At 63.3% G+C, this 21,096-nt stretch carries 19 protein-coding genes; 8 read left to right on the forward strand and 11 right to left on the reverse strand.

Translation table 11 applies throughout. The annotated features are described in order from the left end of the window. Positions 1-431 precede the first annotated feature (431 nt). Positions 432-1,415, forward strand: coding sequence for an L-histidine N(alpha)-methyltransferase (egtD, locus tag ACUN0E_RS05800; protein ID WP_408241039.1), 984 nt, complete (start codon positions 432-434; stop codon positions 1,413-1,415). A 119-nt stretch (positions 1,416-1,534) separates the two neighbouring features. Here egtD and ACUN0E_RS05805 read toward each other — a convergent pair whose 3' ends face one another. After that, entirely contained in the window at positions 1,535-1,828 is a 294-nt protein-coding gene (locus ACUN0E_RS05805) for an acylphosphatase (protein WP_408241042.1), read from the reverse strand. A 272-nt stretch (positions 1,829-2,100) separates the two neighbouring features. On the opposite strand from ACUN0E_RS05805, the gene hpnA reads away from it, so the two are divergent. Together hpnA and ACUN0E_RS05815 are read left to right on the forward strand one after the other, a co-directional pair. Next, the gene (gene hpnA / locus ACUN0E_RS05810) at positions 2,101-3,111 is read left to right on the forward strand and encodes a hopanoid-associated sugar epimerase (protein ID WP_445565933.1); all 1,011 of its coding nucleotides are present in this window, start codon (positions 2,101-2,103) and stop codon (positions 3,109-3,111) included. 151 nt (positions 3,112-3,262) lie between these two features. Beyond that, entirely contained in the window at positions 3,263-3,832 is a 570-nt protein-coding gene (locus ACUN0E_RS05815; protein WP_445565934.1) for a hypothetical protein, read from the forward strand. Between the two features lie 89 nt (positions 3,833-3,921). Here the strand turns inward: ACUN0E_RS05815 and ACUN0E_RS05820 are convergent, their stop codons facing one another. Then, complete coding sequence (locus ACUN0E_RS05820) at positions 3,922-5,094, reverse strand: glycosyltransferase (RefSeq protein ID WP_408241051.1); 1,173 nt, start codon at positions 5,092-5,094, stop codon at positions 3,922-3,924. After that, entirely contained in the window at positions 5,094-5,960 is an 867-nt protein-coding gene (gene hpnC, locus ACUN0E_RS05825) for a squalene synthase HpnC (RefSeq protein ID WP_445565935.1), read from the reverse strand. The genes ACUN0E_RS05820 and hpnC overlap by 1 nt, the downstream gene beginning before the upstream one ends. A gap of 360 nt (positions 5,961-6,320) precedes the next feature. Here hpnC and ispH point away from each other — a divergent pair, with 360 nt between their 5' ends. Both ispH and hpnH read left to right on the forward strand, forming a co-directional pair. Then, complete coding sequence (ispH, locus tag ACUN0E_RS05830; protein WP_445565936.1) at positions 6,321-7,265, forward strand: 4-hydroxy-3-methylbut-2-enyl diphosphate reductase; 945 nt, start codon at positions 6,321-6,323, stop codon at positions 7,263-7,265. A 10-nt stretch (positions 7,266-7,275) separates the two neighbouring features. Then, on the forward strand, positions 7,276-8,436 hold the full coding sequence (gene hpnH, locus ACUN0E_RS05835) for an adenosyl-hopene transferase HpnH (RefSeq protein ID WP_445565937.1): 1,161 nt from the start codon (positions 7,276-7,278) through the stop codon (positions 8,434-8,436). A 122-nt stretch (positions 8,437-8,558) separates the two neighbouring features. On the opposite strand, the gene ACUN0E_RS05840 is transcribed toward hpnH, so the two are convergent. After that, positions 8,559-9,164: an MlaC/ttg2D family ABC transporter substrate-binding protein gene (locus ACUN0E_RS05840; protein ID WP_408241063.1), complete on the reverse strand. Its 606-nt coding sequence runs from the start codon at positions 9,162-9,164 to the stop codon at positions 8,559-8,561. Positions 9,165-9,377: 213 nt separating this feature from the next. Between ACUN0E_RS05840 and ACUN0E_RS05845 the strand changes: the two genes are divergently transcribed. Both ACUN0E_RS05845 and ACUN0E_RS05850 read left to right on the forward strand, forming a co-directional pair. Continuing rightward, on the forward strand, positions 9,378-11,993 hold the full coding sequence (locus ACUN0E_RS05845; RefSeq protein ID WP_445565938.1) for an MMPL family transporter: 2,616 nt from the start codon (positions 9,378-9,380) through the stop codon (positions 11,991-11,993). 2 nt (positions 11,994-11,995) lie between these two features. Continuing rightward, on the forward strand, positions 11,996-12,991 hold the full coding sequence (locus ACUN0E_RS05850) for an MlaA family lipoprotein (protein ID WP_445565939.1): 996 nt from the start codon (positions 11,996-11,998) through the stop codon (positions 12,989-12,991). 418 nt (positions 12,992-13,409) lie between these two features. Here ACUN0E_RS05850 and ACUN0E_RS05855 read toward each other — a convergent pair whose 3' ends face one another. The 7 genes from ACUN0E_RS05855 to ACUN0E_RS05885 all read right to left on the reverse strand — a co-directional run bounded on the left by ACUN0E_RS05855 (position 13,410) and on the right by ACUN0E_RS05885 (position 20,508). After that, positions 13,410-14,141 (reverse strand): phosphorylase, encoded by a 732-nt coding sequence (locus ACUN0E_RS05855; protein WP_445565940.1) that lies wholly within the window; start codon positions 14,139-14,141, stop codon positions 13,410-13,412. 3 nt (positions 14,142-14,144) lie between these two features. After that, complete coding sequence (gene shc / locus ACUN0E_RS05860) at positions 14,145-16,205, reverse strand: squalene--hopene cyclase (RefSeq protein ID WP_445565941.1); 2,061 nt, start codon at positions 16,203-16,205, stop codon at positions 14,145-14,147. Continuing rightward, positions 16,202-17,467, reverse strand: coding sequence for a hydroxysqualene dehydroxylase HpnE (gene hpnE / locus ACUN0E_RS05865; protein ID WP_445565942.1), 1,266 nt, complete (start codon positions 17,465-17,467; stop codon positions 16,202-16,204). The genes shc and hpnE overlap by 4 nt, the downstream gene beginning before the upstream one ends. 4 nt (positions 17,468-17,471) lie before the next feature. After that, positions 17,472-18,320, reverse strand: coding sequence for a presqualene diphosphate synthase HpnD (hpnD, locus tag ACUN0E_RS05870; RefSeq protein ID WP_445565943.1), 849 nt, complete (start codon positions 18,318-18,320; stop codon positions 17,472-17,474). A gap of 268 nt (positions 18,321-18,588) precedes the next feature. Continuing rightward, a complete protein-coding gene (locus ACUN0E_RS05875) occupies positions 18,589-19,527 on the reverse strand; it encodes a sensor domain-containing diguanylate cyclase (protein ID WP_445565944.1) in 939 nt (312 codons plus the stop codon). Beyond that, on the reverse strand, positions 19,524-20,147 hold the full coding sequence (locus ACUN0E_RS05880) for a chemotaxis protein CheC (protein ID WP_445565945.1): 624 nt from the start codon (positions 20,145-20,147) through the stop codon (positions 19,524-19,526). Before ACUN0E_RS05880 ends, ACUN0E_RS05875 begins: the two co-directional genes overlap by 4 nt. Beyond that, entirely contained in the window at positions 20,140-20,508 is a 369-nt protein-coding gene (locus tag ACUN0E_RS05885; RefSeq protein ID WP_028195969.1) for a response regulator, read from the reverse strand. The genes ACUN0E_RS05880 and ACUN0E_RS05885 overlap by 8 nt, the downstream gene beginning before the upstream one ends. A 238-nt stretch (positions 20,509-20,746) precedes the next feature. On the opposite strand from ACUN0E_RS05885, the gene ACUN0E_RS05890 reads away from it, so the two are divergent. Then, positions 20,747-21,058 (forward strand): hypothetical protein, encoded by a 312-nt coding sequence (locus ACUN0E_RS05890; protein WP_445565946.1) that lies wholly within the window; start codon positions 20,747-20,749, stop codon positions 21,056-21,058. Positions 21,059-21,096: the final 38 nt, after the last annotated feature.

Below are 21,096 nucleotides of genomic sequence, written 5' to 3' on the forward strand. Positions count from 1 at the left end.
ATTTTTTATCGTCGATATGCGATGCAAGCGGGCATTCTAGACGGGTTCCCCGCCAACGTGCCCGCTCGTTCCTCGCTCCTTCCTTGTAGCAAGCAGCAATTTTTTCCGTGCGCATCGCGTGCCGATGCACTAGAACATAACTTCGTGCGCGACAGGCGAATCCGTAGCTTTCGCACCGGCAACTTCTCGCGCAACTGCTCAAGCTCGAATCTTGCTACGAAGTCTGGCGACACTATTTGCAATGTGATCCAAGATATCCTGGACCGCCGTCGCAACCGTCATCTGCAACATCAACGAGCCGGGCCGGTAAAGGCAGTCCAGGCGGACTGAGCCCACCCTTCTTTCCCGCGGCACGCAGCAACGGCGTTTTATTGCGCCTGCCTTCACCCGGCCAGCAATCCTGCTCATCGAACGTGACTACTGGAGCCAGCATGACCCAGCCAGCCCTCTCGCACGACGCATCGCCCGATCTGCTACGCGCGACCTTCGCCGCCGACGTTCGCGCCGGACTCACGCATGCACCGCAGAAAGAACTGCCCTCGAAGTATCTGTATGACGAAGTAGGCTCCGCCCTCTTCGAAGTAATCACGGTACTGCCCGAATACGGCGTGACACGCGCCGAGGAGAGCCTGCTCACGAAGCACGCGGCGGACATCGTCGCGCACCTTCCGCACGACGTGACCGTCGCCGAACTGGGCAGCGGCAGCGGTCGCAAGACGCGGCGTATTCTGGAAGCGCTGTGTAAAAAGCGCCCCACTTCTTACTTCCCGATTGAAATTTCGCGCAGCGCGTTGCAGTTATGCCGGCGCGAACTCGGCGACATCGAGCGGATCTCGATCGTCGGTTATGAACGCGATTACCTGGCCGGGCTGGCCGAGGTGAGCAAGAATCGCGCAGCGGACGAACGGCTACTCGTACTGTTTCTTGGCAGTACGATCGGTAATTTCGGCAGACTCGCGGCGACGCGTTTCCTGCGCGATATCCGCAACATGCTCGCACCCGGCGACGCGTTGCTGCTCGGCACGGATCTGCTCAAGCCGACGCCGGTGCTCGTGGCCGCTTACGACGATGCGATCGGCGTGACCGCATCGTTCAATCTGAATCTGCTGGCGCGTGTCAATCGCGAGCTCGACGGCGATTTTCCGCTCGATGCGTTCGAGCACGTCGCGCGCTTCAATCCGGACGCGCGCAGCATCGAGATGCATCTGCGTGCGAAACGCGATGTCACCGCGCATGTGGGTGCCGCGCAATTGACGGTCTCGCTCAAGGCAGGCGAAACGATCTGGACCGAGAGCAGCCACAAATATCGCGCTGACGAGATGCCCGCGATCGCCGACGATGCCGGCTTCGTGTGCAGCCATCAGTGGATCGAAGATGGATGGGGGTTCGCTGAGAGCCTGCTGGTGGCGCGATAAACGCTTTAGGCGCTAAACGTTATCGGCCCATTCGCCGGACAACCAGGACAGGCAAACTGCAAGGCGGCGCGCTATCGATGTGATGGCGCGCCGCCTTTTTTTGCTCGAAGTCCCGCCGCTCAGTGCTGCTCGAAACGCTCATAACGCTTTTCGGTCGCGCGCTCTTCGCCGGCCACTTCTGTCACGCGCGCCGCCGGCGGCCCATGACGCAGCCACGACAGCATCCGGTCGACCTGATTGGCCGAGCCCTGCAACATGGCTTCGACGGAGCCGTCTTCGAGATTCGCCACCCAACCTTTAATACCGAGCGCGTGGGCCTGCCGCACGGTGGCGTGGCGAAAGCCGACGCCCTGCACGGTGCCGCGCACTCGCACGTAATACGTTTCGATCCGCTGATCCAGATCCGGGGCCATGCCATCCTCTCCTGTGTCGACCAGAGTTAGCGCTTCAGCGCTTACTCTGGTCCCATGCACGAGTGCGAGTCGACCGGAGTTAGCGCTTTAGCGGTTACTCCAGTCCCATGCAACGCAAATCTTTCAAGCCGGCATTCTAGCCGCGTCGCGACGAGAATGCTCGGCGGCCCTGAATTCGTCCGGGCTCGCCTGCACGCCCGGGCACCCCGGCGCGACACGTGGCACGCGCGACACGTACAATCCGTCGACTGTCACGCAGGGAAAGAAAGAGAATGACCGAACAGAATCGCGATCTCGTGCTCGTGACCGGCGCATCCGGCTTCGTCGGCTCGTCGGTGGCGCGCATCGCGCAGCAGAAGGGTTTCAAGGTGCGCGTGCTGGTGCGCGCCACCAGTCCGCGCAAAAACGTCGAGGCGCTCGATGCGGAAATCGTCGTCGGCGATATGCGCGACGAAGCGTCGATGCGCAACGCGCTGCGTGGCGTGCGCTACCTGCTGCACGTGGCGGCAGACTACCGTTTGTGGGCACCTGACCCAAGCGAAATCGAGCGCTCGAATCTTGAAGGCACCGAGGCAACCATGCGCGCGGCGCTGAAGGAAGGCGTCGAACGCATTGTCTACACGAGCAGCGTGGCGACGCTGAAAGTCACCCGTTCCGGGCAGTCCGCAGACGAGACCTCGCCGCTCAAAGCTGACCAGGCGATCGGCGTATACAAGCGCAGCAAGGTGCTGGCCGAACGCGTGGTGGAGCGCATGATCGCCGAGGACGGCCTGCCCGCCGTAATCGTCAATCCGTCCACGCCGATCGGTCCACGCGACGTCAAGCCGACGCCGACCGGGCGCATCATCGTCGAAGCGGCGCTCGGCAAGATCCCCGCATTCGTCGATACGGGGCTGAACCTCGTGCACGTGGACGACGTGGCCGCCGGCCATTTTCTGGCGCTCGAACGCGGCAAGATCGGCGAGCGCTACATTCTCGGCGGCGAAAATCTGCCGCTGCAACAAATGCTCGCGGATATCGCGGCGCTGACCGGCCGCAAGGCGCCGACGCTGAGTTTGCCGCGCTGGCCGCTTTATCCGCTCGCCGCGGGCGCCGAAGCGGTCGCCAGGATCACGAAGCGCGAACCGTTCCTCACCGTCGACGGTCTGAAGATGTCGAAGAACAAGATGTACTTCACGTCGGCGAAGGCGGAACGCGAACTCGGCTATCGCGCACGCCCCTATCGCGAGGGCTTGAGCGATGCGCTCGACTGGTTCCGGCAAGCCGGATACCTGAAGCCCTGACGCGAGCATGATAGGCAGGCCGGGCCGCGTAAGCGGCGCCGGGCGATCCGGTGTGGCCTGCACGCACTTTGTTACAACGTCACTTTATTTGCGACAGGTAAAAGCCTACGCGCAGCAGGTAAAATCGTGGGTCTTACCAGAGAAACCTCGCATGAATCTTCACGAACAGCTCGGCGTGCTGGAAATGGGCGTCGATCAGCTCATTCAGGCTGTCGTGGCCCCGCAGGCCGAAAACATCCCCGAGACACCCGCAGAAGCCGCAGCGCAGGAAGCGCCGGTGGCGAATCACGTCGCGTCCGAATCGAAAGCGGAAGACGTTGCGCCTGAAACAGCGGCGGCAGCGGTAGAAGCGGCGAAGCCGGCACCGGCGCCCGGCGAAGAGCCGGCCGCCCAGTTGCAGCCCACACTCGAAATCAACCGTCCCGCGCAGAACGAAATCACGATGACGATCGGCGGCCAGACGGTTGCGCTGCGCGCCGAGCAGATCGGGCAGCTGATCGAGGAATTGTCGAACGCGCGCGCCTCGATGACGCCGGAACCGCCGCCGGGCATTCCGCCGGGCTGGCGCTTCGTGTCGACGAAGAATCCCGTCATGGCCGTGCAGAAACAGTCGAATGGCGACCGGCTGCTGGTCATGCGCCACACCGGCCACGGCTGGGTGCCGTTCACCTTCTCGCCCGACATGGTGATCCAGATGTACATGCTGCTCACCAAGGGCTGACGGAAAGGTCGAGTAACGATCGATGTAAAAAAAGCGGCGCCTGAGAGCGCCGCTTTTTTTCGTCCGACAAATCCCTGATGGCGCGCGTCTCAGCGCTCCTGCACCGGCGCCTGCACACGCGCCTTCCATTGCCCACCCTTACCGCGCCAGTAACGCACCGCCGACGCCAACGTCGCGCCGACATAGAACAACGCCACCAGCGGTAGGAACGGCGCCCATAGCGGCGAACGGCGGTAGTAGCTGAGCATCGGCGCATAAGCGCAGCACATAAGCGCCCAGGCCAGCCACGCAGGCCAGCCAAGAGGACCGAGCACCAGCGCAGCCACCGGCGGCATCAGGTAAATGATCGTCATGCCCAACAGCGTGCCCGCCAGCAGCAGCGGCGAATAACGCAACTGCGTAAAGGCCGTGCGCGCGATCATGTTCCAGATCTCACGCCAGCTATCGTAAGGACGCAGCGACACGCTGCGCGCCGCCACATCCAGACGGATCGCATGACGCCCCGTGCCGCGATGCTTGATACGCGCGGCGAGGCTGCAATCGTCGATCAGCTCGGCGCGAATCGACTCGATACCGCCCGCTTCTTCGAGCGCGCTGCGCCGGACCAGCATGCAGCCACCCGCAGCCGCAGCCGTGCGGTTGCGCGGATTATTGACCCACGAGAACGGGTACAGCTTGGCAAAGAAGAACACGAAGGCCGGAATCAGCGCCTTCTCCCAGAACGAATCGCAGCGCAGGCGGACCATCAGCGAGACGAGGTCGCGTTTTTCCGCATCCGCACGCGCGACGAGTTGCGCGACGGCGTCGGCGGGATGGCCGATATCGGCATCGGTCAGCAGCAGAAAGTCTGCGGGCAGACCGAGCGTGCGCACCGCCTCGATACCTTGCGACTGTGCCCACACCTTGCCGGACCAGCCCGGCGGCAGTGGCTTCGCGCTCAACACAGTCAGGCGATCCGGGCATTGCAGGAGCAACGCGGCCGCGCGGGCGGCGTCGGCGGTGCCGTCGGTACTGTGGTCGTCGACGACGATCACGTGGAATTCGCCCGGATAGTCCTGCTCGAGCAAGCTGGTGACGGCCTCGGCGATCACATCGACTTCATTGCGCGCCGGCACCACGGCGGCGACCGCCGGCCAGGTTTCACGCGGTTCGAGCGCGAGCGGCGTGGCGGGACGCGCCCGCCAGAACCCGCCGCGCGCGAATAGCAACACACACCAGATCAGCAGGGAAAGACACGAAAGAAGAAACAGAACCACCACCATTAAGCATGACCCTCGAGTGAACCCGCTTCTACGCCGACGCGCCGCGACAGGCGCATCACCACAGTGCGTACCGCGACGACGCACCAGTCAAAAGTGTTGAGCACCGGCCGCTCGCGAAACACGTCGTAGCCGGCCTTTTCAATCCGCTCGAGGATGCGCAAGCCACCGTGGATGGCGCCGCACAGCTCGATACCCAACCGCCCGCGGATACGCAACGCGAGCGGCGCGCCGCGTACCAGCGTGGCCCGAACAAACGAAATCTCGTAGGCCATCAGCTTGACCCAGGCATCATTGACGACGCCCTTGGCGATCTGCGCCTCGGTCACGTTGAAGCGCCGCAGATCCGCGAGCGGCAGATACACGCGGTCTTTTTTCCAGTCGGCGGCAACGTCCTGCCAGAAGCTGATCAGTTGCGAGGCCGTGCAGATCGCATCGGCGTCGGCGAGATTCTCCGGCGTGGCGGCGCCCACCAGATGCAGCATCAGATGCCCGATCGGGTTTGCCGAGTGGCGGCAATAGTCGAGCAGGGCGGCCCGGTCTTCGTAACGGTTGGTGTCGATGTCCTGGCCGCACGCGTGGAGCAGATCGTAGAACGGCGCGACGGGCAGTTTATACTGGGCAATGACACCAGCGAGCTTGCCGAACAGAAGTGGGTGCACCGGCGCCGCGCGCCGCTGTGCTACCGCGTCGAGGCCAGCGCGGAAGTCGGCCAGGCGGGCGTGCCGCTCGGCCGGGCTCCAGTCGCCTTCATCGGCAATGTCGCCGGCGGTGCGGACAACCTGATAGATAATGTCGATCGGCGCGCGCAGCGCCTTTGGCAGCAACACGCTCGCGACCGGAAAATTCTCGTATTGATCGACGTCCATCCAGCAAGCCTCGAAACCATTCTGTAATGCGGCCGCAAACGTGCGCCGCAGGACCATGTAGTTTAAGGGTTCCGCCAAACCGGTGCAGCGCGTAATCATTACCACCAGCGCATTCCCACCAGCGCATTGCCGCATGCGCCATGGGTGCGGCTGCCCGGCCGCGGGCCCGCGGCGCAGCGGCGCAACACCTGGGCAGGCGCGCCAGAGCAGAGCCGGCCTGATAGCGTTAGAATGCGCGTTTGGTTTTGCTGTACCGGCTCGTCGCCGGGGCTCAAGACGTCAACTAAATAGATGGTCGCGGCGATAGAGTCATAGTTACCGACTTCTTCGAAACCCGCGTCAGTCGGAGTTCGCCAATTTATGCGAGTCATCCTTGCTCAACCCCGCGGCTTTTGTGCAGGGGTTGTTCGCGCGATCGAGATCGTCGACCGCGCGTTACAGCAGCACGGCGCGCCCGTGTATGTTCGCCACGAGATTGTTCACAATCGCCACGTGGTGGATAACCTGCGCCAGAAGGGCGCGCGCTTTGTCGAAGAACTCGACGAGGTGCCGCAAGGCGCGGTGGCGATTTTCAGCGCGCATGGTGTCGCGCAGACTGTCGAGCGCGACGCGGAACAGCGCGGCCTCGACGTGCTCGACGCGACCTGTCCCCTGGTGACCAAAGTTCACGTGCAGGGGCGCCAGTATGTGGCTGCGGGTCGTACCCTGATCCTGATCGGCCACGCGGGCCATCCGGAAGTGGAAGGCACGATCGGCCAGATTCCCGGCAAGGTGCTGCTGGTGCAGAGCGAGGCCGAGGTCGCGCATCTGAACCTGCCGCTCGACACGCCGCTCGCGTACGTCACGCAGACCACGCTGTCGGTGGACGACACACGTGGCATCATCGATGCTCTGCTGCGCCGTTTCACCGACATCGTCGGTCCCGACACGCGCGACATCTGCTACGCCACACAAAACCGTCAGGCGGCGGTGCGCGAACTGAGCAAAGAGGTCGAGGTGCTGCTGGTGGTGGGCGCAACCAACAGTTCCAACTCGAACCGGCTGCGCGAGATCGGCAGTGAAAGCGGCGTGGAGAGTTATCTCGTCGCCGACGGTTCGGAAGTGAAGCCGGAGTGGTTTGCGAATGTGCAGACTGTCGGCATCACAGCCGGTGCTTCGGCACCGGAAGAGATGGTGAAGAACGTAATCGATGCGCTGCGCGCATTGGGGCCCGTCGATGTCACGACGATGGCGGGCCGTGAAGAGAAAGTCGAATTCAAGTTGCCATCGAAACTGATGCAACCACTCGCTGCACGCGAAGTTTAAGGAGGACGTCTTGTCTATTCCGCTGCTACAGAAAGTCCGGGTCGGCGCATACATCATGCGTCAGCACCTTTCGCGCAACAAACGCTACCCGCTCGCGTTGATGCTGGAGCCGCTGTTCCGCTGCAATCTTGCCTGCAATGGCTGCGGCAAGATCGATTATCCGGATCCCATCCTGAATCAGCGTCTGTCGCTCGAAGAATGCCTTGGCGCAGTCGACGAATGCGGCGCACCGGTCGTTTCGATTGCAGGCGGTGAGCCGCTGCTGCACAAGGAAATGCCGCAGATCGTGAAGGGCATCATCGCGCGCAAGAAGTTCGTGTACCTGTGCACGAACGCGCTGCTGATGGAAAAGAAGATGGACGACTACGAGCCGAATCCGTACTTCGTCTGGTCGGTTCACCTGGACGGCGACGAGCAGGCGCACGATCACTCGGTGTCGCAGGAAGGCGTGTACGTCAAGGCAGTCGCCGCGATCAAGGAAGCGAAGCGCCGCGGTTTCCGCGTGAACATCAACTGCACGTTGTTCAACGACGCAGTGCCGGAACGCGTTGCCGCATTCTTCGACACGCTCGGCCCGATGGGCGTGGACGGCATCACCGTCTCGCCGGGTTATGCCTATGAGCGCGCGCCGGATCAGCAGCACTTCCTGAACCGCGACAAGACCAAGCATCTGTTCCGCGAAATTTTCAAGCGCGGCAACAATGGCAAGAACTGGTCGTTCAGCCAGTCCGCGATGTTCCTGGATTTCCTGGCCGGCAATCAGACGTACGAGTGCACGCCTTGGGGCAACCCGGCGCGTACGGTGTTCGGCTGGCAGAAGCCGTGCTATCTGGTCGGCGAAGGCTACGTGAAGACCTTCAAGGAACTGATGGAAACCACGGAGTGGGACGACTACGGTACGGGTAACTATGAGAAGTGCGCGGATTGCATGGTGCACTGCGGCTTCGAAGCGACGGCCGTGATGGACACGGTTGCGCATCCGTTGAAGGCTTTGAAGGTCAGCCTGCGCGGCCCGAAGACTTCCGGCGCCTTCACCAAGGATATTCCTTTGGATAAGCAGCGCCCCGCTGAGTTCGTGTTCTCGCGGCACGTCGAGATCAAGCTGGAAGAAATTGGGCGTGCTGGTAAGGGCAAGAAGGTGCAGACGGCGGCTTCCGCTTCCGCACACTAAGCTGTCGATCATCGGGGCGGTTTTGTTCGCCCCATGATGTGCATGTTCTGTAGAAAAAAAGCGCGGTGGCCTGATTGCCACCGCGCTTTTTCTTTTTTGTGCTTTCTCTTTTGCGCGTGACTTCAGCCTGCGCTTCGTGCGTTATGCGCAGTCAGGAACTTGATCAGCCCATCAACGCCGCCTTTGGAAAGCTGATCGGCAAACTGCGTCTGATAAACCTGAATCAGCCAGGCACCCATCATGTTGATGTCGTAAATCTTCCAGCCGGATGCGCCTTTGGTCAGCCGGTAATCAATCGCATCGTCCCCGCCGTTGCTGATTACGTGTGACTGCACGACTACGTCCTTGGCGCCGGCCGGCACGCTGACCGGCAGAAACTTGAATTTCACATCCTGATCGCGCAACTGCGACAGCGAGGCGGCGTAGGTGCGCACCAGCAGCAGCGTAAACTGCTCATACAGCTGCTTCTGCTGCTCGGGGGTCGCCGTACTCCATGCCTTCCCTACCGCGATCCGCGTGGTCCGCTGAAAATCGGTGGCCGGCACAAATCGCGTCTGAACCAGCTCGGTAATCTTCGCCATATCGCCGCCGCGCGCCTGCGGGTCGGCCTTCATCGCGGTAACCGTGCCTTCGACGGCACTCTTCACCAGCGCATCAGGCGCGCTTTGTGCGTATGCCGCAGTGGACACCACGGCCGCAGCCAGAAAAGCAGACAGATAACGTTTCATACGCTCGCCAAAACCCCAAGAAGTAAGCACCGGCGGGCTCATAAGCCCGCGGCGAAAGCTGGATAGACCAGTATACCGATATTGCGTTCCCGCCCCCGGCCGCGCCGCCCGGGAGCCGTCCTTGCTGCCGAAGTGGAGCCGAGTCGCTCCGGCTCTGTATACTTGTGCACTTTCGTCAAAAACACCGTCCGTGATAAGGCCACCCCCGCCTACATGCTGAAGTCATCTATTGTCCGTCTCGTCGCCTATTCGGTGCGCCATCCGTTACGGATCATCGCCCTGTCTCTTGTGCTCGCCGTTTTGAGCGGCTTCTACGTTGCCGATCACTTCAAGATCAACACCGATATCAGTAAGCTCATCGAGACCGACAAGCAATGGTCGTCGCTCGAAAATGCCATGGACAAGGCCTTCCCGGATCGCGGCCAAACCGTGCTGGTGGTGGTCGAAGCCCGCGCGCCGGAGTTTGCCGACGCCGCTGCCAGTGCCCTCACGGCCGCGCTCAAAGCCGATCCGAAGGAGTTCGTCGCGGTCTCGCAGCCCGCCGGCGGCCCGTTCTTCGAACACAATGGTCTGTTGTTCCCGTCGACCGACGAGGTGATGTCGACCACGTCGCAACTCGTCCAGTCGCGCCCCCTCGTCAATGCCCTCGCGCACGATCCGAGCCTGACCGGCCTCGCCGGCACGCTCACCACGAGCCTGTTGCTGCCGCTGCAACTGGGTCAGGTGAAGCTGGCCGACATGAGCCATCTGCTGTCGCAAAGCGCCACCACGCTCGATCGGGTGCTGGCCGGCCAGCCGGCGGCGTTCTCGTGGCGCGCGCTGGTCGACAGGAGCGCCGCCACGGATCCGGCGCGCGCCTTCGTCACGGTGCAGCCGGTCGTGAACTACGACGCACTGGAGCCGGGCGCGACGGCATCGAAAGCGATTCGCGACACCGCCGCGTCGCTGCACCTCGATACGCGCTATGGCGCCACGGTCCGCCTGACCGGCGAACAGCCGCTCGCGGACGAAGAATTCGCATCGGTCAAGGACGGCGCCGTGCTCAACGGCATCGGCACCTTCATTGTCGTGCTGATCATTCTGTGGTTGGCCTTGCGTTCAGGCCGCATGATCGTAGCCGTGTTCATTACGCTGTTCGTCGGGCTCGCGATCACCGCCGCGCTCGGCCTACTGCTGGTCGGCGCGCTCAACATGATTTCGGTCGCCTTCATGGTGTTGTTCGTCGGGCTCGGGGTCGATTTCGGCGTGCAGTTCGGCGTCAAATATCGTGAGGAACGTAATCGCGACGACCGTCTTTCCGCTGCCCTCATGCACACCGCACACAGCATCGGCGTGCCGCTCACGCTCGCTGCCGTGGCGGTCGCGCTGAGCTTCTTCTCGTTCCTGCCGACGGCTTATCGCGGCGTGTCGGAATTGGGCGAGATTGCCGGCGTCGGTATGTTCGTCGCGTACTTCACCAACATGACGCTGCTGCCGGCGCTGCTGAAGCTCTTCAACCCGCCGGTCGAAGCCGTTTCGCCCGGCTTCAAACAACTCGCGCCCGTCGACGATTTCCTCGACCATCACCGCAAGCCGGTGCTGATCGGAACGCTCATCGTCGTGATCGGCGCCACGCCGTTACTCACGCATTTGCGCTTCGACTTCAATCCGCTGCATCTGAAGGACCCGCATACGGAATCCATGGCGACACTGCTGTCGCTGAAGGATTCGCCAGAAGCCGCGGTCAACAATGTGCACGTGCTGGCGCCCACGCTTGCCGATGCGGACCAGAAGGCCACGCGTCTGCGCACGCTGCCGGAAGTGGGCCGCGTCACTACGCTGGACACCTTCGTTCCGACCGAGCAGCAGCCAAAGCTAATGCTGATCGCAAGCGCCGCGCAGCAACTGCTGCCCGCGCTGCAGCAGCAGCCCTCGCCCCAAGCCACAGACGCTGTGCGCGTCGCCGCGCTGAAGCGCGCGTCGAACCAGCTTTCGCTCGCCGCTGACGACCACCCGGGTCCCGGCGCCGCCGAAGCCAAGCATCTGTCCGCAACGCTGCAAAAGCTGGCCGCCGCCGACGCCGCCACGCGCGAGCGCGCCGAAACCGCGATGTCCGAGCCGCTGCGCATCGCGCTGAAGCAACTGGCGGATCTGTTGCAGCCGACCGAGATTACGCGCGACAACCTGCCCAAGGAGATCTCCACAAGCTGGGTGTCGAAGGACGGCCGCGCGCTCGTCGACATCGCGCCGAAGGTCAAACCCGGCGCCGATCCGAACGACGACGCAACGCTCGCCGCTTTTGCGCACGCGGTGAAGAAAGCCGAACCGGACGCGATCGGCGGCCCAATTTCGATCCTGCATTCCGCCGACACGATCATCAAGGCGTTCCTGCAGGCCGCCGGCTACGCCTTGCTGTCGATTGCCATCCTGCTGTGGATTGCGCTGCGGCGGCTCAGCGATATGCTGCGCACCCTGGTTCCGCTGCTGGTCTCGGCGCTGGTGACATTGGAGTTGTGCGTGGTGTTCGGCATGCCGCTGAACTTCGCGAACATCATCGCATTGCCGCTGATGCTGGGCGTCGGCGTAGCATTCAAGATTTACTTCGTGATGGCGTGGCGCAACGGGCAGACCGGCCTTTTGCAGTCGAGCCTCACGCATGCCGTGTTGTTCAGTGCGGCGACCACCGCGACGGCGTTCGGCAGCCTTTGGCTGTCGCATCATCCGGGGACGTCGAGTATGGGACGCTTGCTGGCACTCTCGTTGTTTTGCACGCTGATCGGCGCGGTGGTGTTCCAACCCGTGCTGATGGGTAAGCCGCGCCAACGTCGCGCGAAGCACAAAGGAATATAAGCATGAAGCTGCAAACCACCGTGCTGGCGCTGGTCGCCACCGGGCTGATCTCTGGCTGCGCGACCGGCCCCGACCGTAAACCGGGCGACCCGTTCGAGCCGGCGAACCGGGTGATTTTTAATTTCAATGATGGCCTGGACCGCTTCGTCGCCGTGCCGGTCGCCAAGGGCTACCAGAAGGTGACACCGCAGCCGTTGCGTACGGCGGTGAGCAACTTCTTCTCGAATCTGGGCGACCTGACCAACGCCGCCAACAATCTGTTGCAGTTGAAGATCACCGACGCGACCGAAGACTTCGTGCGTTTCGCGTTCAACTCGACCTTTGGGCTCGGCGGCCTGATCGACTGGGCCACGCCGGCCGGTCTGCCGAAGCACCATCAGGATTTCGGATTGACGCTGGGCCACTGGGGCATCCCGTCGGGCCCGTACCTGGTCTTGCCGCTGTTTGGTCCAAGCACGGTGCGTGACAGCATGGGTCTGGTCGTGGACGTGAAGTTCAACCCGCTGAACTACATCGAGCCGGCGGTGCGCAATCCGCTGTACGTGCTGCAGTTCGTGAGCGTGCGCTCCGACCTGCTGGGGGCAACCGACCTGCTGCAACAGGCTGCGCTCGACAAGTATTCCTTCGTTCGCGACGCTTATACGCAGCAGCGCAAAGCGCGCCTGCGCGGCACGGGTGACAACGCCGCACCGCTCCCGAACTACGACGACCAGGAGGGCGACTCCGGCGCAGCCGCACCTGCCAAGGGCGCTTCCGGCGCGGCTGCAGGCTTGCCGAACTACGCGGACCCAGGCGACACCGCTGAAGCCCCGAACGCGGCATCAGGAAGCGCCACGGCCGCCCCGGCGGGCGTACCGGACTACACGGACCCGGGCGACACGCCAAACGCCCCAGCGGCGGCGCCTGCTGCGGCATCGGGCACCGCGGCACCAGCACCGGCGTCGCAAACCGCGCCCACGGACAAGAACCCACAGGAAGCAGTCCCGGCGACACAGTAAGGGATGGGATCAGGTGACCCTGCGCTACAGAGCGCCCGGGTCACCTTAGAGAGCGGACAGGGAAATTAGCGTGCGGAAACGGCGGGAATTTAAACGAACAGTGTGCCCGCCGATTGCGAACAGGAATGCCGAGCGAACCAGATGGGAAGCACCCTTCGGCGCGCGCAGCGCCGCTGGAGGTATGACTGCCTTGTCACCGAGGCTGAATGTGCGAGAACACGGATTCCAGATGCACCACTACCGCGACTGCGCGGGGGACCCGCTTAAGAACTAGCGGTGTGAGCCGCTTTCTCTTGCTTACTTCTCTTTGCGGCGGCAAAGAGAAGTAAGTGCCGCCCCGCACAGGGGCGACGCTAATAGACCAATAAGAATTCAAGGAAAGGCCAAAAAAGCCAGATCAAGAAAAAGACCAAACCCCTCACCCACCACCCAACCGCAAAACCCCACTTTCACCCATAGCATGCCGCGCCTGCACCAGCGAGGTCCGCGCCGCCCGCGCATCGACAGCGACCTGAATCAGCGCCCCCAACTGCGACGGCTGCCGCAACAACTCCCGCAAAATCGGCCCTAACGCCGTCGTGCCATCATCCCGCAATCCAGCGGTAGCAGCCGAAGGCAACGTCCGCCAGGCCGGATCGACAATCGCGCGACACACCGCAAACGGCACACCATGCGCGGCAGCCGTCGCACCGGCAATATGCGATTCCATATCAACCGCCAAAGCACCCGTCGAGCGATGCAGCACGCGCTTGTCGTCGGCAGTGACCAAAGGCGCGGTCACCGCCGCCACCAACCCGCGCCGCAGACGCGCCACAAGCGGCCCAGTCGCCAGCGCGGCGGCGAGCCTGTCAGCCCATGGCCGGTCGGTCTCGAGCCGCCCAAACGGCCCCTCGACGGCTTCTGCGACGATCAGCGTGCCCGGCTCCAGATCGGGCGCCAAACCACCCGCCGTCCCAAAACTAACGATCCCGGAGCAGCCGCGCGCAACCGCCGCACTCAACGCCCGCTCCAGCAGATCGGCACGAGCCGCGTAGACCACCTCGACACCCTTGCCGCGCGCGATACGCGCTTCGAACGCCATACCCGTCACCACGATGACCGGCAACATGCTGCGGCCGGCCCCGGCTGACGGCGTTGTCGAAAGCGCCATCCGTTACATCCCGACCGCGACGCGCGTCAGCCCGTTGCGCTTCAGATGACGGAAGCGCGCCAGCGCCCACAACGGGAAGAACTTGCGATAGCCGTGATAACGCAGATAGAACACGCGCGGGAAACCGGTCGCCGTGAAGCGCGTTTCGTCCCACAGGCCGTGCTCGCGCTGTTCCCGCTGCAAATACTCGACGCCACGCGCAACCGCCTCGTGATTCACCTCGCCCGACGCCATCAGGCCCATCAGTGCCCACGCGGTTTGCGACGCCGTGCTCGGCGCGCGCTCGTAGCCGCGATAGTCGAGCTTGTAGCTCTCGCCGCCCTCGCCCCAGCCGCCGTCTTCGTTCTGGATCGACAGGAGCCACTGCGCGGCGCGCTTCATCCGCGGATCGTCGTGCGGCAAGCCTGCGGCGTTCAGCGAACACAGCGCGGTCCACGTGCCGTAGATGTAGTTCAGGCCCCACCGGCCATACCAGCTGCCGTCCGATTCCTGTTCCTTCAGCATGTAATCGAACGCGCGCTGCGCCGGCTCACTGCCCTGCGGAAATTCACCGAGTTGTGCGAGCATCGACAGGCAGCGGCCCGACACGTCCGCGGTCGGCGGATCGAGCAATGCGCCATGATCGGAGAACGGAATGTTGTTCAGGTAGTACTGGGTGTTTTCCGGTTCGAACGCGCCCCAGCCGCCGTCACTGCTTTGCATGCCGACCACCCATTCGCGCGCCCGCGCAATGGCTTCGCGATCGACGTCCGATTGCGTCAGCGCCGCCGAGCGTTGCATCGCCATCGCGACCACCGCCGTGTCGTCGACGTCAGGATAGTGCGCGTTGTTGTACTGGAACGCCCAGCCGCCGGGACGCACATTCGGACGGCGTGAGATCCAGTCGCCGCGCACGTCGAGAATCTGCAGCGGACGCAGCCATGCAAGCCCGCGTTCAGCCGCCTGCTCGGCATGCGCTTCGCCGGTCTCGAGCAGCGCGTGCGCCACGAGCGAGGTATCCCACACCGGCGACAGGCACGGCTGGCAATAGGCTTCGTCATCCTTGATGACAAGCAGATTTTCGATCGACTGACGAGCGATTGCGCGCTTCGGATGATCGGCCGGATAGCCGAGCACGTCGTACATCATCACCGAGTTGGCCATCGCCGGGAAAATCGCGCCGAGGCCGTCTTCGCCATTCAGCCGTTCGTCGACGAACTTCACCGCTTCGCGCACCGAACGCTCGCGCGTCACCGTCGGGAACAGGCCGTCGATTGCGCGCAACATGACGTCCACGCCGCGGAAGAAGCGGAACCAGCCGAGGTGCTGATGTGGCGCCCGATCGCGCATGCCGGTATTGACCGGTGCGCCGCGGAACAGCTCGTCGATACGCACACGGCGCGGATTGCGCGCCACCGGCCGCTTCGCGTTCAGCACCAGCAACGGCACGATCACGGTACGCGCCCAGTACGACACCTTCGACAGATGGAACGGGAACCATTGGGGCAGCAGCATGATTTCCACGGGCATCATCGGCACGGCGCGCCAGGACACCACGCCGAACAGCGCAAGCAGAATCCGCGTGAACACGTTCACCGTTTCCGCACCGCCGTTCGCCAGGATCGCTTCGCGCGCGCGGACCATGTGCTCGGCATCCGGCGAGTCGCCAATCATCTTCAGTGCGAAGTACGCCTTCACGCTGGCGCTGATGTCGAGCGCGCCGTCGGTGAAAAGCGGCCAGCCGCCGTCCGCCAGCTGGATGCGGCGCAGATAGCGGCCGATCTTCTGTTCGAGTTCCAGGTTCGGCGTTTCGGCGAGGTAGTGCACGAGAAGCACGTATTCGGCGGGAATCGTCGCGTCGGCTTCAAGTTCGTAGACCCAGTGGCCGTCCGGCTTCTGCGCGGCGAGGATTGCCTCGGTGGCGCGCGTGATCGCGGCGTCGAGCGACGGTGCGAACGCTTGCGACGCAGCGACGGGCGCAGCACTCGGCTCCCCGTTCGGCAGCGCGTTCGATACATTCGGCGCCGTACCGGCAAATTCAGGCAGGACGGCGTCCAGCGGCTGGGCTTGAGATAAGTCGTTCATCGGCGTTCCATCGGTTGATTCAGCAGCGTGTCCGCGGCCTTCTGGCCGGAGCGGATCGCGCCTTCAATCGTCGCGGGCAGGCCGGTGGCCGTCCAGTCGCCCGCGAGCATCAAGTTGTTCCAGCGAGTGCGCGTGCCGGGACGCAGCGTTTCCTGATCCGGCAGGGCGGCAAACGTCGCGCGCTTTTCCATCACGACTTGCCAGGCCGGCATCGGCTCAGCCGGCAAATTGGCGGCCTGCGCCACTTCGGCCCAGATGGTTTTCGCGAGCGTTTCATGCGGTGTGTCGAGCAGGCGCTCAGCGGCGTTGACCGTGACCGACACGCGGCCCTCGAAGGCGAACAGCCAATCGGCAGTCGCATTGAGCAGCCCCGTGATCGGCGCCATACCGAACGGTGGCTCGACTGCGAAATGTACGTTGACGGTCGCCGCGAAACGATTTGGCGAGCGCAAGCCGGGTACGAGCGTCTGCGCAATGTCCGGCGACACCGCGAGCACCACGGCCTGGCTGGCTTCGATCGCGATGCTTTCATCTACGAAGTTCAGTGCCGAAACACGGCCGGTGTCGGCAAACACAATATCTTTCAGGCGCGAGCCTAGCCTGATCGCCGCGCCGCCATGCTGCAGCAGACGCAGCGCCGGGTCGACGAAGGCACTGCTCAGACCGTTGCGCGCCACCAGAGGCCGGCACGCCAGACCACCGGCGACGAGCATCTCCCTAACCATCGCACTCGTCAGCTCCGCCGACGCTTCACGCGGCTCGACGTTGAGCATCGCGAGAAACAGCGGCCGAAGCAGCCGGTCCCACAGCGGGCCATTGCAACGCATGGTCTGCGCCACAGTACGCCCAGGCTTGGCGAACAGCAGCGGCACCAGCGCCAGATAGTCGCTCGGCCCGGTGTTCGGCACGCGCGCGTTCGGGTCGAAGATCCACCAGGGCAGACGGCCCGGCGACATCCGCACGGTCCAGCGCGAGCGCGTCGCCAGATCCACGAACGGATACTCGGGCTGGGCAGGGCCAACCAGCTCGTCGGCGGCGCCGATTGCGCGCACATAGTTGAGCGTGGCGAAATTGCCGGACAGCACCATGTGATTGCCACTGTCGATCGTCGCGCCCAGCTTGGGGTCGTAGTACGAACGGCACCGGCCACCCGCCTGGGGTGCCGCCTCATGCAACACGACTTGTGCGCCGCGCCGCTGCAATTGCACCGCAGCGGCCAGGCCGGCGAGGCCAGCGCCGATCACATGGATGAGCTTCGGCATCAGCTCAGAAGAGCGCGTAACGCGCGACGATCCACAACAAGCGCAGTTTCGGCTTGCTGACCTTCGTACGCGGAATGTCGAAACCGCGATCGAGCGTGCGTTCGAGCAGCACGCGATAGACGCCCGACATGATGCGCGGTGCACGCACGTGGCTGCGCGGCTCACGGTCCATGATCGCGTCGGAGGCCGCGAAATGCTGCTTGGCGCGCTCGGCAAGCGTGGCGCAGACGCGCGGCAGAGACGGATCGTCTGCGATCTGCGCCGGGTTCGTCACCGCGATACCTTCGCGCGCCAGCAATTCGTGCGGCAGGTAGCAGCGGCTGATACCGGCATCTTCGTCGATATCGCGCAGGATGTTGGTCAGTTGCAGTGCGCGGCCGAGATGGTGCGCGAGCAACCGGCCAGGCTCTTCCTGCATCCCGAATATTCTCACCGATAGACGGCCCGCCGCGCTGGCGACACGGTCGCAGTACAGATCGAGCGTGGCTTCGTCGGGTGCGCAGATGTCCTCGGCAGCGTCCATCGCCATGCCGTCGATCATCGCGTGAAAATCTTCGCGTTGCAGGTGAAACGTATGAATGTGCCGCGTCAGCGCGCGCAAGGAAGGGCGCGGCGCGCCGGCGTAACACGCGTCGATGTCGGCGCGCCAGCGCTCGAGCGCGGCGGCGCGTTCGGCGCGCGGCAAGTCACTGTCGGCGATATCGTCGACAGCGCGGCAGAACGCGTAGACCTGATACATCGCGTCGCGCTGCGCGGCCGGCAGGATACGCATCGCGAGATAAAACGAGCTGCCGGACGTGGCGGCAGCGGCGTCGATTTCTGTATCGTCCACGACAAGATTGGAAACAGCCAAGACGATCTCCGCTGGAGGCGCCCGCTGAAAGGCGTTCAAGAAATTTTAATGCCTACCCGCAGGGCGAGCAGCCCGCGCGCGCGGACACGCGCGAAACACCCGGCAGGGATGCCGGAAACGGCGAAAAGTATAACAACCTTTGTGAGATGCCGTAGTTTGGGGGCGAATAAGGGGCCGGAAGCAGACGCGAACTCGCTGGTGAGCGCACGTCGGACGGAGCGACGTACGTCCTGCTCCCCATCCGGCGTGCGCAACCACACTGTGGTTGTCAGGTGAACGCGACCGAGCGGTTGCGCCCCTGCCGCTTCGCGCTATACAGCGCCGCATCGGCTTCGTTGATGAGCACGTCGTACGCCGGCACGCCCGCGCGCGCCGTCGCGCCACCGACGCTGGCCGTTACCGGCACGCTCGTGCCCTGCACGTCGACCGGCGTGTCGGCGATCGTGCGGCGGATCTTTTCCGCGACCCGCATTGCGTCTTCGAGCGGCGTACACGGCAACAGCAAGGCAAACTCCTCGCCACCGAAACGCCCGAAGGTGTCCTGCGCCCGCACCACCTCGGCGACCCGCTGCGCCATCACGCGCAACACCGTATCGCCGACGCCGTGGCCGAACTGGTCGTTGATTTTCTTGAAGTGATCGAGATCGAACAGCAGCACGGACATTTCACCGCCGTAGCGCTGCCAGCGCGTGTATTCGTCGCGCAGGCGCGCTTCGAAGTAACGCCGGTTGGCGATGCCCGTCAAACCGTCGCGGTCCGCGTATTCCTGCAGCTTGGCGACCGCTTCTTCACGTTCGCGCTGCACGATGCTGACATGCGTGACATCGGAGATGGTCACGCATACGGCCACCACTTCGCGATCGCGCATCAGCGGCATGAACGTGCAGTCCTGCTGCATGAAATCGACGCCGCCGGTAATCGGCCGGTCGTGATCGAACTTGAAGAGGTACGGGCGCTGCTCCCACGAACTGAACGCGAAACTGCCGAGCTGAAACACGCTTTCGATCTTGCGCGACAGCCACACGCGCGGCAATTCCGGAAAATGCGTGAAGAGCGATTTGTCGACCACCTGCTCCGGCGACAAGCCGCTGTGATCCTGCATGAAGCGATTCCACATCAGCACGTGCATGTCACGATCAAGCACGAAGATACCGAAACCGACACGTTCGACAACCAGATCGCTCAACGACTCCACAGGCACATTCATAGGCTGGACAACAGCTCGTCGAGCGCCTCGTTCATGTGCCGAATCGATTCTTCAGCCATCAGCATGACGAGGTGCGCGCGGAAACTCTGGTCCTCGAGCGCGAAATTGACTTCGACCAGCAGCGCGACTTCCCATTGCAACATGCCGGGCTGAAACACTTCGTCGAGCGTCATCGCTTCGCCGAGCAGGCCCGGCGCGGAGAAGACCGGCGTGCGGCCGAGCTGGTCGAGAATGCACGAGACACACGCACCCGTCAGCACGTTCGCCACGTCAAACACGAGTTCTTTCTGGCTCACCGTCTCGTAGCTCGAGCGCGAGTACGGGTCGCTCACGAGCGAACACAACTGGTCGATGCTGTCGCTGCGGCAGATCACCAGCGCTTCGCCCTTGATGTCGGAACGAAAGCCCTGACGCACCGCGCTCACCGTGTCCTCGATCCCGGTCATCTCGCGCAGCGCCGCTGCCGCCTCGCTCACCGCCACCACCTTCACGCGCGGCACCGACAATTCGATGAACGCATCGAGCAGGCGCGCGAGACGCGTCGCGGCCTGGCCCATCGCCAGATTGGCGACCTCCTGCAGCGCGTCGCGCTGATCTTCGGTGAGGACTGGCTCAGACATACAACCCGTACTCCTTGAGGATGGGTAGTACCGCCTCGGGCGTCACGGGCTTGGCGATGAATGCGGCGGCGCCGAGCGCGCGCACGCGCGACTGGGCCATCGGCTGAACATCGGCGGAGACGACGATGACGAAGGTATTCAGGTCCTCATGCTGCAAGGCTTCCAGCACCTGATAGCCGGTCATGTCCGGCATCGTCAGGTCGAGGAACATCACCGACGCTTTGCCTTCGCGATACAGGCCGAGCGCTTCGCGCCCGTTTGTGGCGTAGGACACGTCGACATCCCAGTCCGGCGGCAATGCCTTGGTGAGCACCTTGCGGGCAAGCAACGAATCGTCGGCGATCACAATAGGCAAAGGCATGGGCGGGTGAGTAAGCAGAATTAGCTCTTGCGCGTTAACGGCGGGTAGAGTGGGTTTCTTTAGCGCGTGATCTGTCGACCAGCGGTAAAGCGGGCTGAAGCTTGCGAGAATGCAGCTTGCAAACGAGCGGGGAAAGCGCGCAGCGAGGCGCTTTTGACGGAACCCGTGGACACGCATGGGTGCGTGCAAGCACGGTGGACGACGGCTATGACCGGCATGTTCGAAGCCTACCCCGTAGATGAATCCGCGCGGCTTCACGGATCGGGCTGGTCCCCTTGCCGCGCGCCTGTTTCCGCGAGCGCCCACGGCCACGCGTTGTGCGCGTTGTCGGGCGGCCCTCGCGGCAGATGCATCCGAACATGGCGGACACATTATTTATGATGGCATCGATTTTCGAAGCAAAACGGCGGAAAGGCAACTCGCCAATTTCGCATTGGCTAAAGAGATTTTCCGATTAATTGCTATTTTTGAAAAAATTTTGATAGATTCAGAACGCTTTCTTTTGCATTTATACTTTTGTGTACGTTTGCGCTTCTCGATTTGTCACTGATTCAAACGGTGGACAAATCAGGGGGCGATCATTCGTCA

It is taken from the genome of Paraburkholderia sp. D1E (assembly GCF_052682275.1).

Coding starts and splice junctions, on each gene's coding strand:
- egtD (WP_408241039.1), top strand. CDS start 432: ATGACCCAGCCAGCCCTCTCGCACGACGCATCGCCCGATCTGCTACGC.
- ACUN0E_RS05805 (WP_408241042.1), bottom strand. CDS start 1,828: ATGGCCCCGGATCTGGATCAGCGGATCGAAACGTATTACGTGCGAGTG.
- hpnA (WP_445565933.1), top strand. CDS start 2,101: ATGACCGAACAGAATCGCGATCTCGTGCTCGTGACCGGCGCATCCGGC.
- ACUN0E_RS05815 (WP_445565934.1), top strand. CDS start 3,263: ATGAATCTTCACGAACAGCTCGGCGTGCTGGAAATGGGCGTCGATCAG.
- ACUN0E_RS05820 (WP_408241051.1), bottom strand. CDS start 5,094: ATGGTGGTGGTTCTGTTTCTTCTTTCGTGTCTTTCCCTGCTGATCTGG.
- hpnC (WP_445565935.1), bottom strand. CDS start 5,960: ATGGACGTCGATCAATACGAGAATTTTCCGGTCGCGAGCGTGTTGCTG.
- ispH (WP_445565936.1), top strand. CDS start 6,321: ATGCGAGTCATCCTTGCTCAACCCCGCGGCTTTTGTGCAGGGGTTGTT.
- ACUN0E_RS05840 (WP_408241063.1), bottom strand. CDS start 9,164: ATGAAACGTTATCTGTCTGCTTTTCTGGCTGCGGCCGTGGTGTCCACT.
- ACUN0E_RS05845 (WP_445565938.1), top strand. CDS start 9,378: ATGCTGAAGTCATCTATTGTCCGTCTCGTCGCCTATTCGGTGCGCCAT.
- ACUN0E_RS05850 (WP_445565939.1), top strand. CDS start 11,996: ATGAAGCTGCAAACCACCGTGCTGGCGCTGGTCGCCACCGGGCTGATC.
- ACUN0E_RS05855 (WP_445565940.1), bottom strand. CDS start 14,141: ATGGCGCTTTCGACAACGCCGTCAGCCGGGGCCGGCCGCAGCATGTTG.
- shc (WP_445565941.1), bottom strand. CDS start 16,205: ATGAACGACTTATCTCAAGCCCAGCCGCTGGACGCCGTCCTGCCTGAA.
- hpnE (WP_445565942.1), bottom strand. CDS start 17,467: ATGCCGAAGCTCATCCATGTGATCGGCGCTGGCCTCGCCGGCCTGGCC.
- ACUN0E_RS05875 (WP_445565944.1), bottom strand. CDS start 19,527: ATGAATGTGCCTGTGGAGTCGTTGAGCGATCTGGTTGTCGAACGTGTC.
- ACUN0E_RS05880 (WP_445565945.1), bottom strand. CDS start 20,147: ATGTCTGAGCCAGTCCTCACCGAAGATCAGCGCGACGCGCTGCAGGAG.
- ACUN0E_RS05885 (WP_028195969.1), bottom strand. CDS start 20,508: ATGCCTTTGCCTATTGTGATCGCCGACGATTCGTTGCTTGCCCGCAAG.
- ACUN0E_RS05890 (WP_445565946.1), top strand. CDS start 20,747: ATGAATCCGCGCGGCTTCACGGATCGGGCTGGTCCCCTTGCCGCGCGC.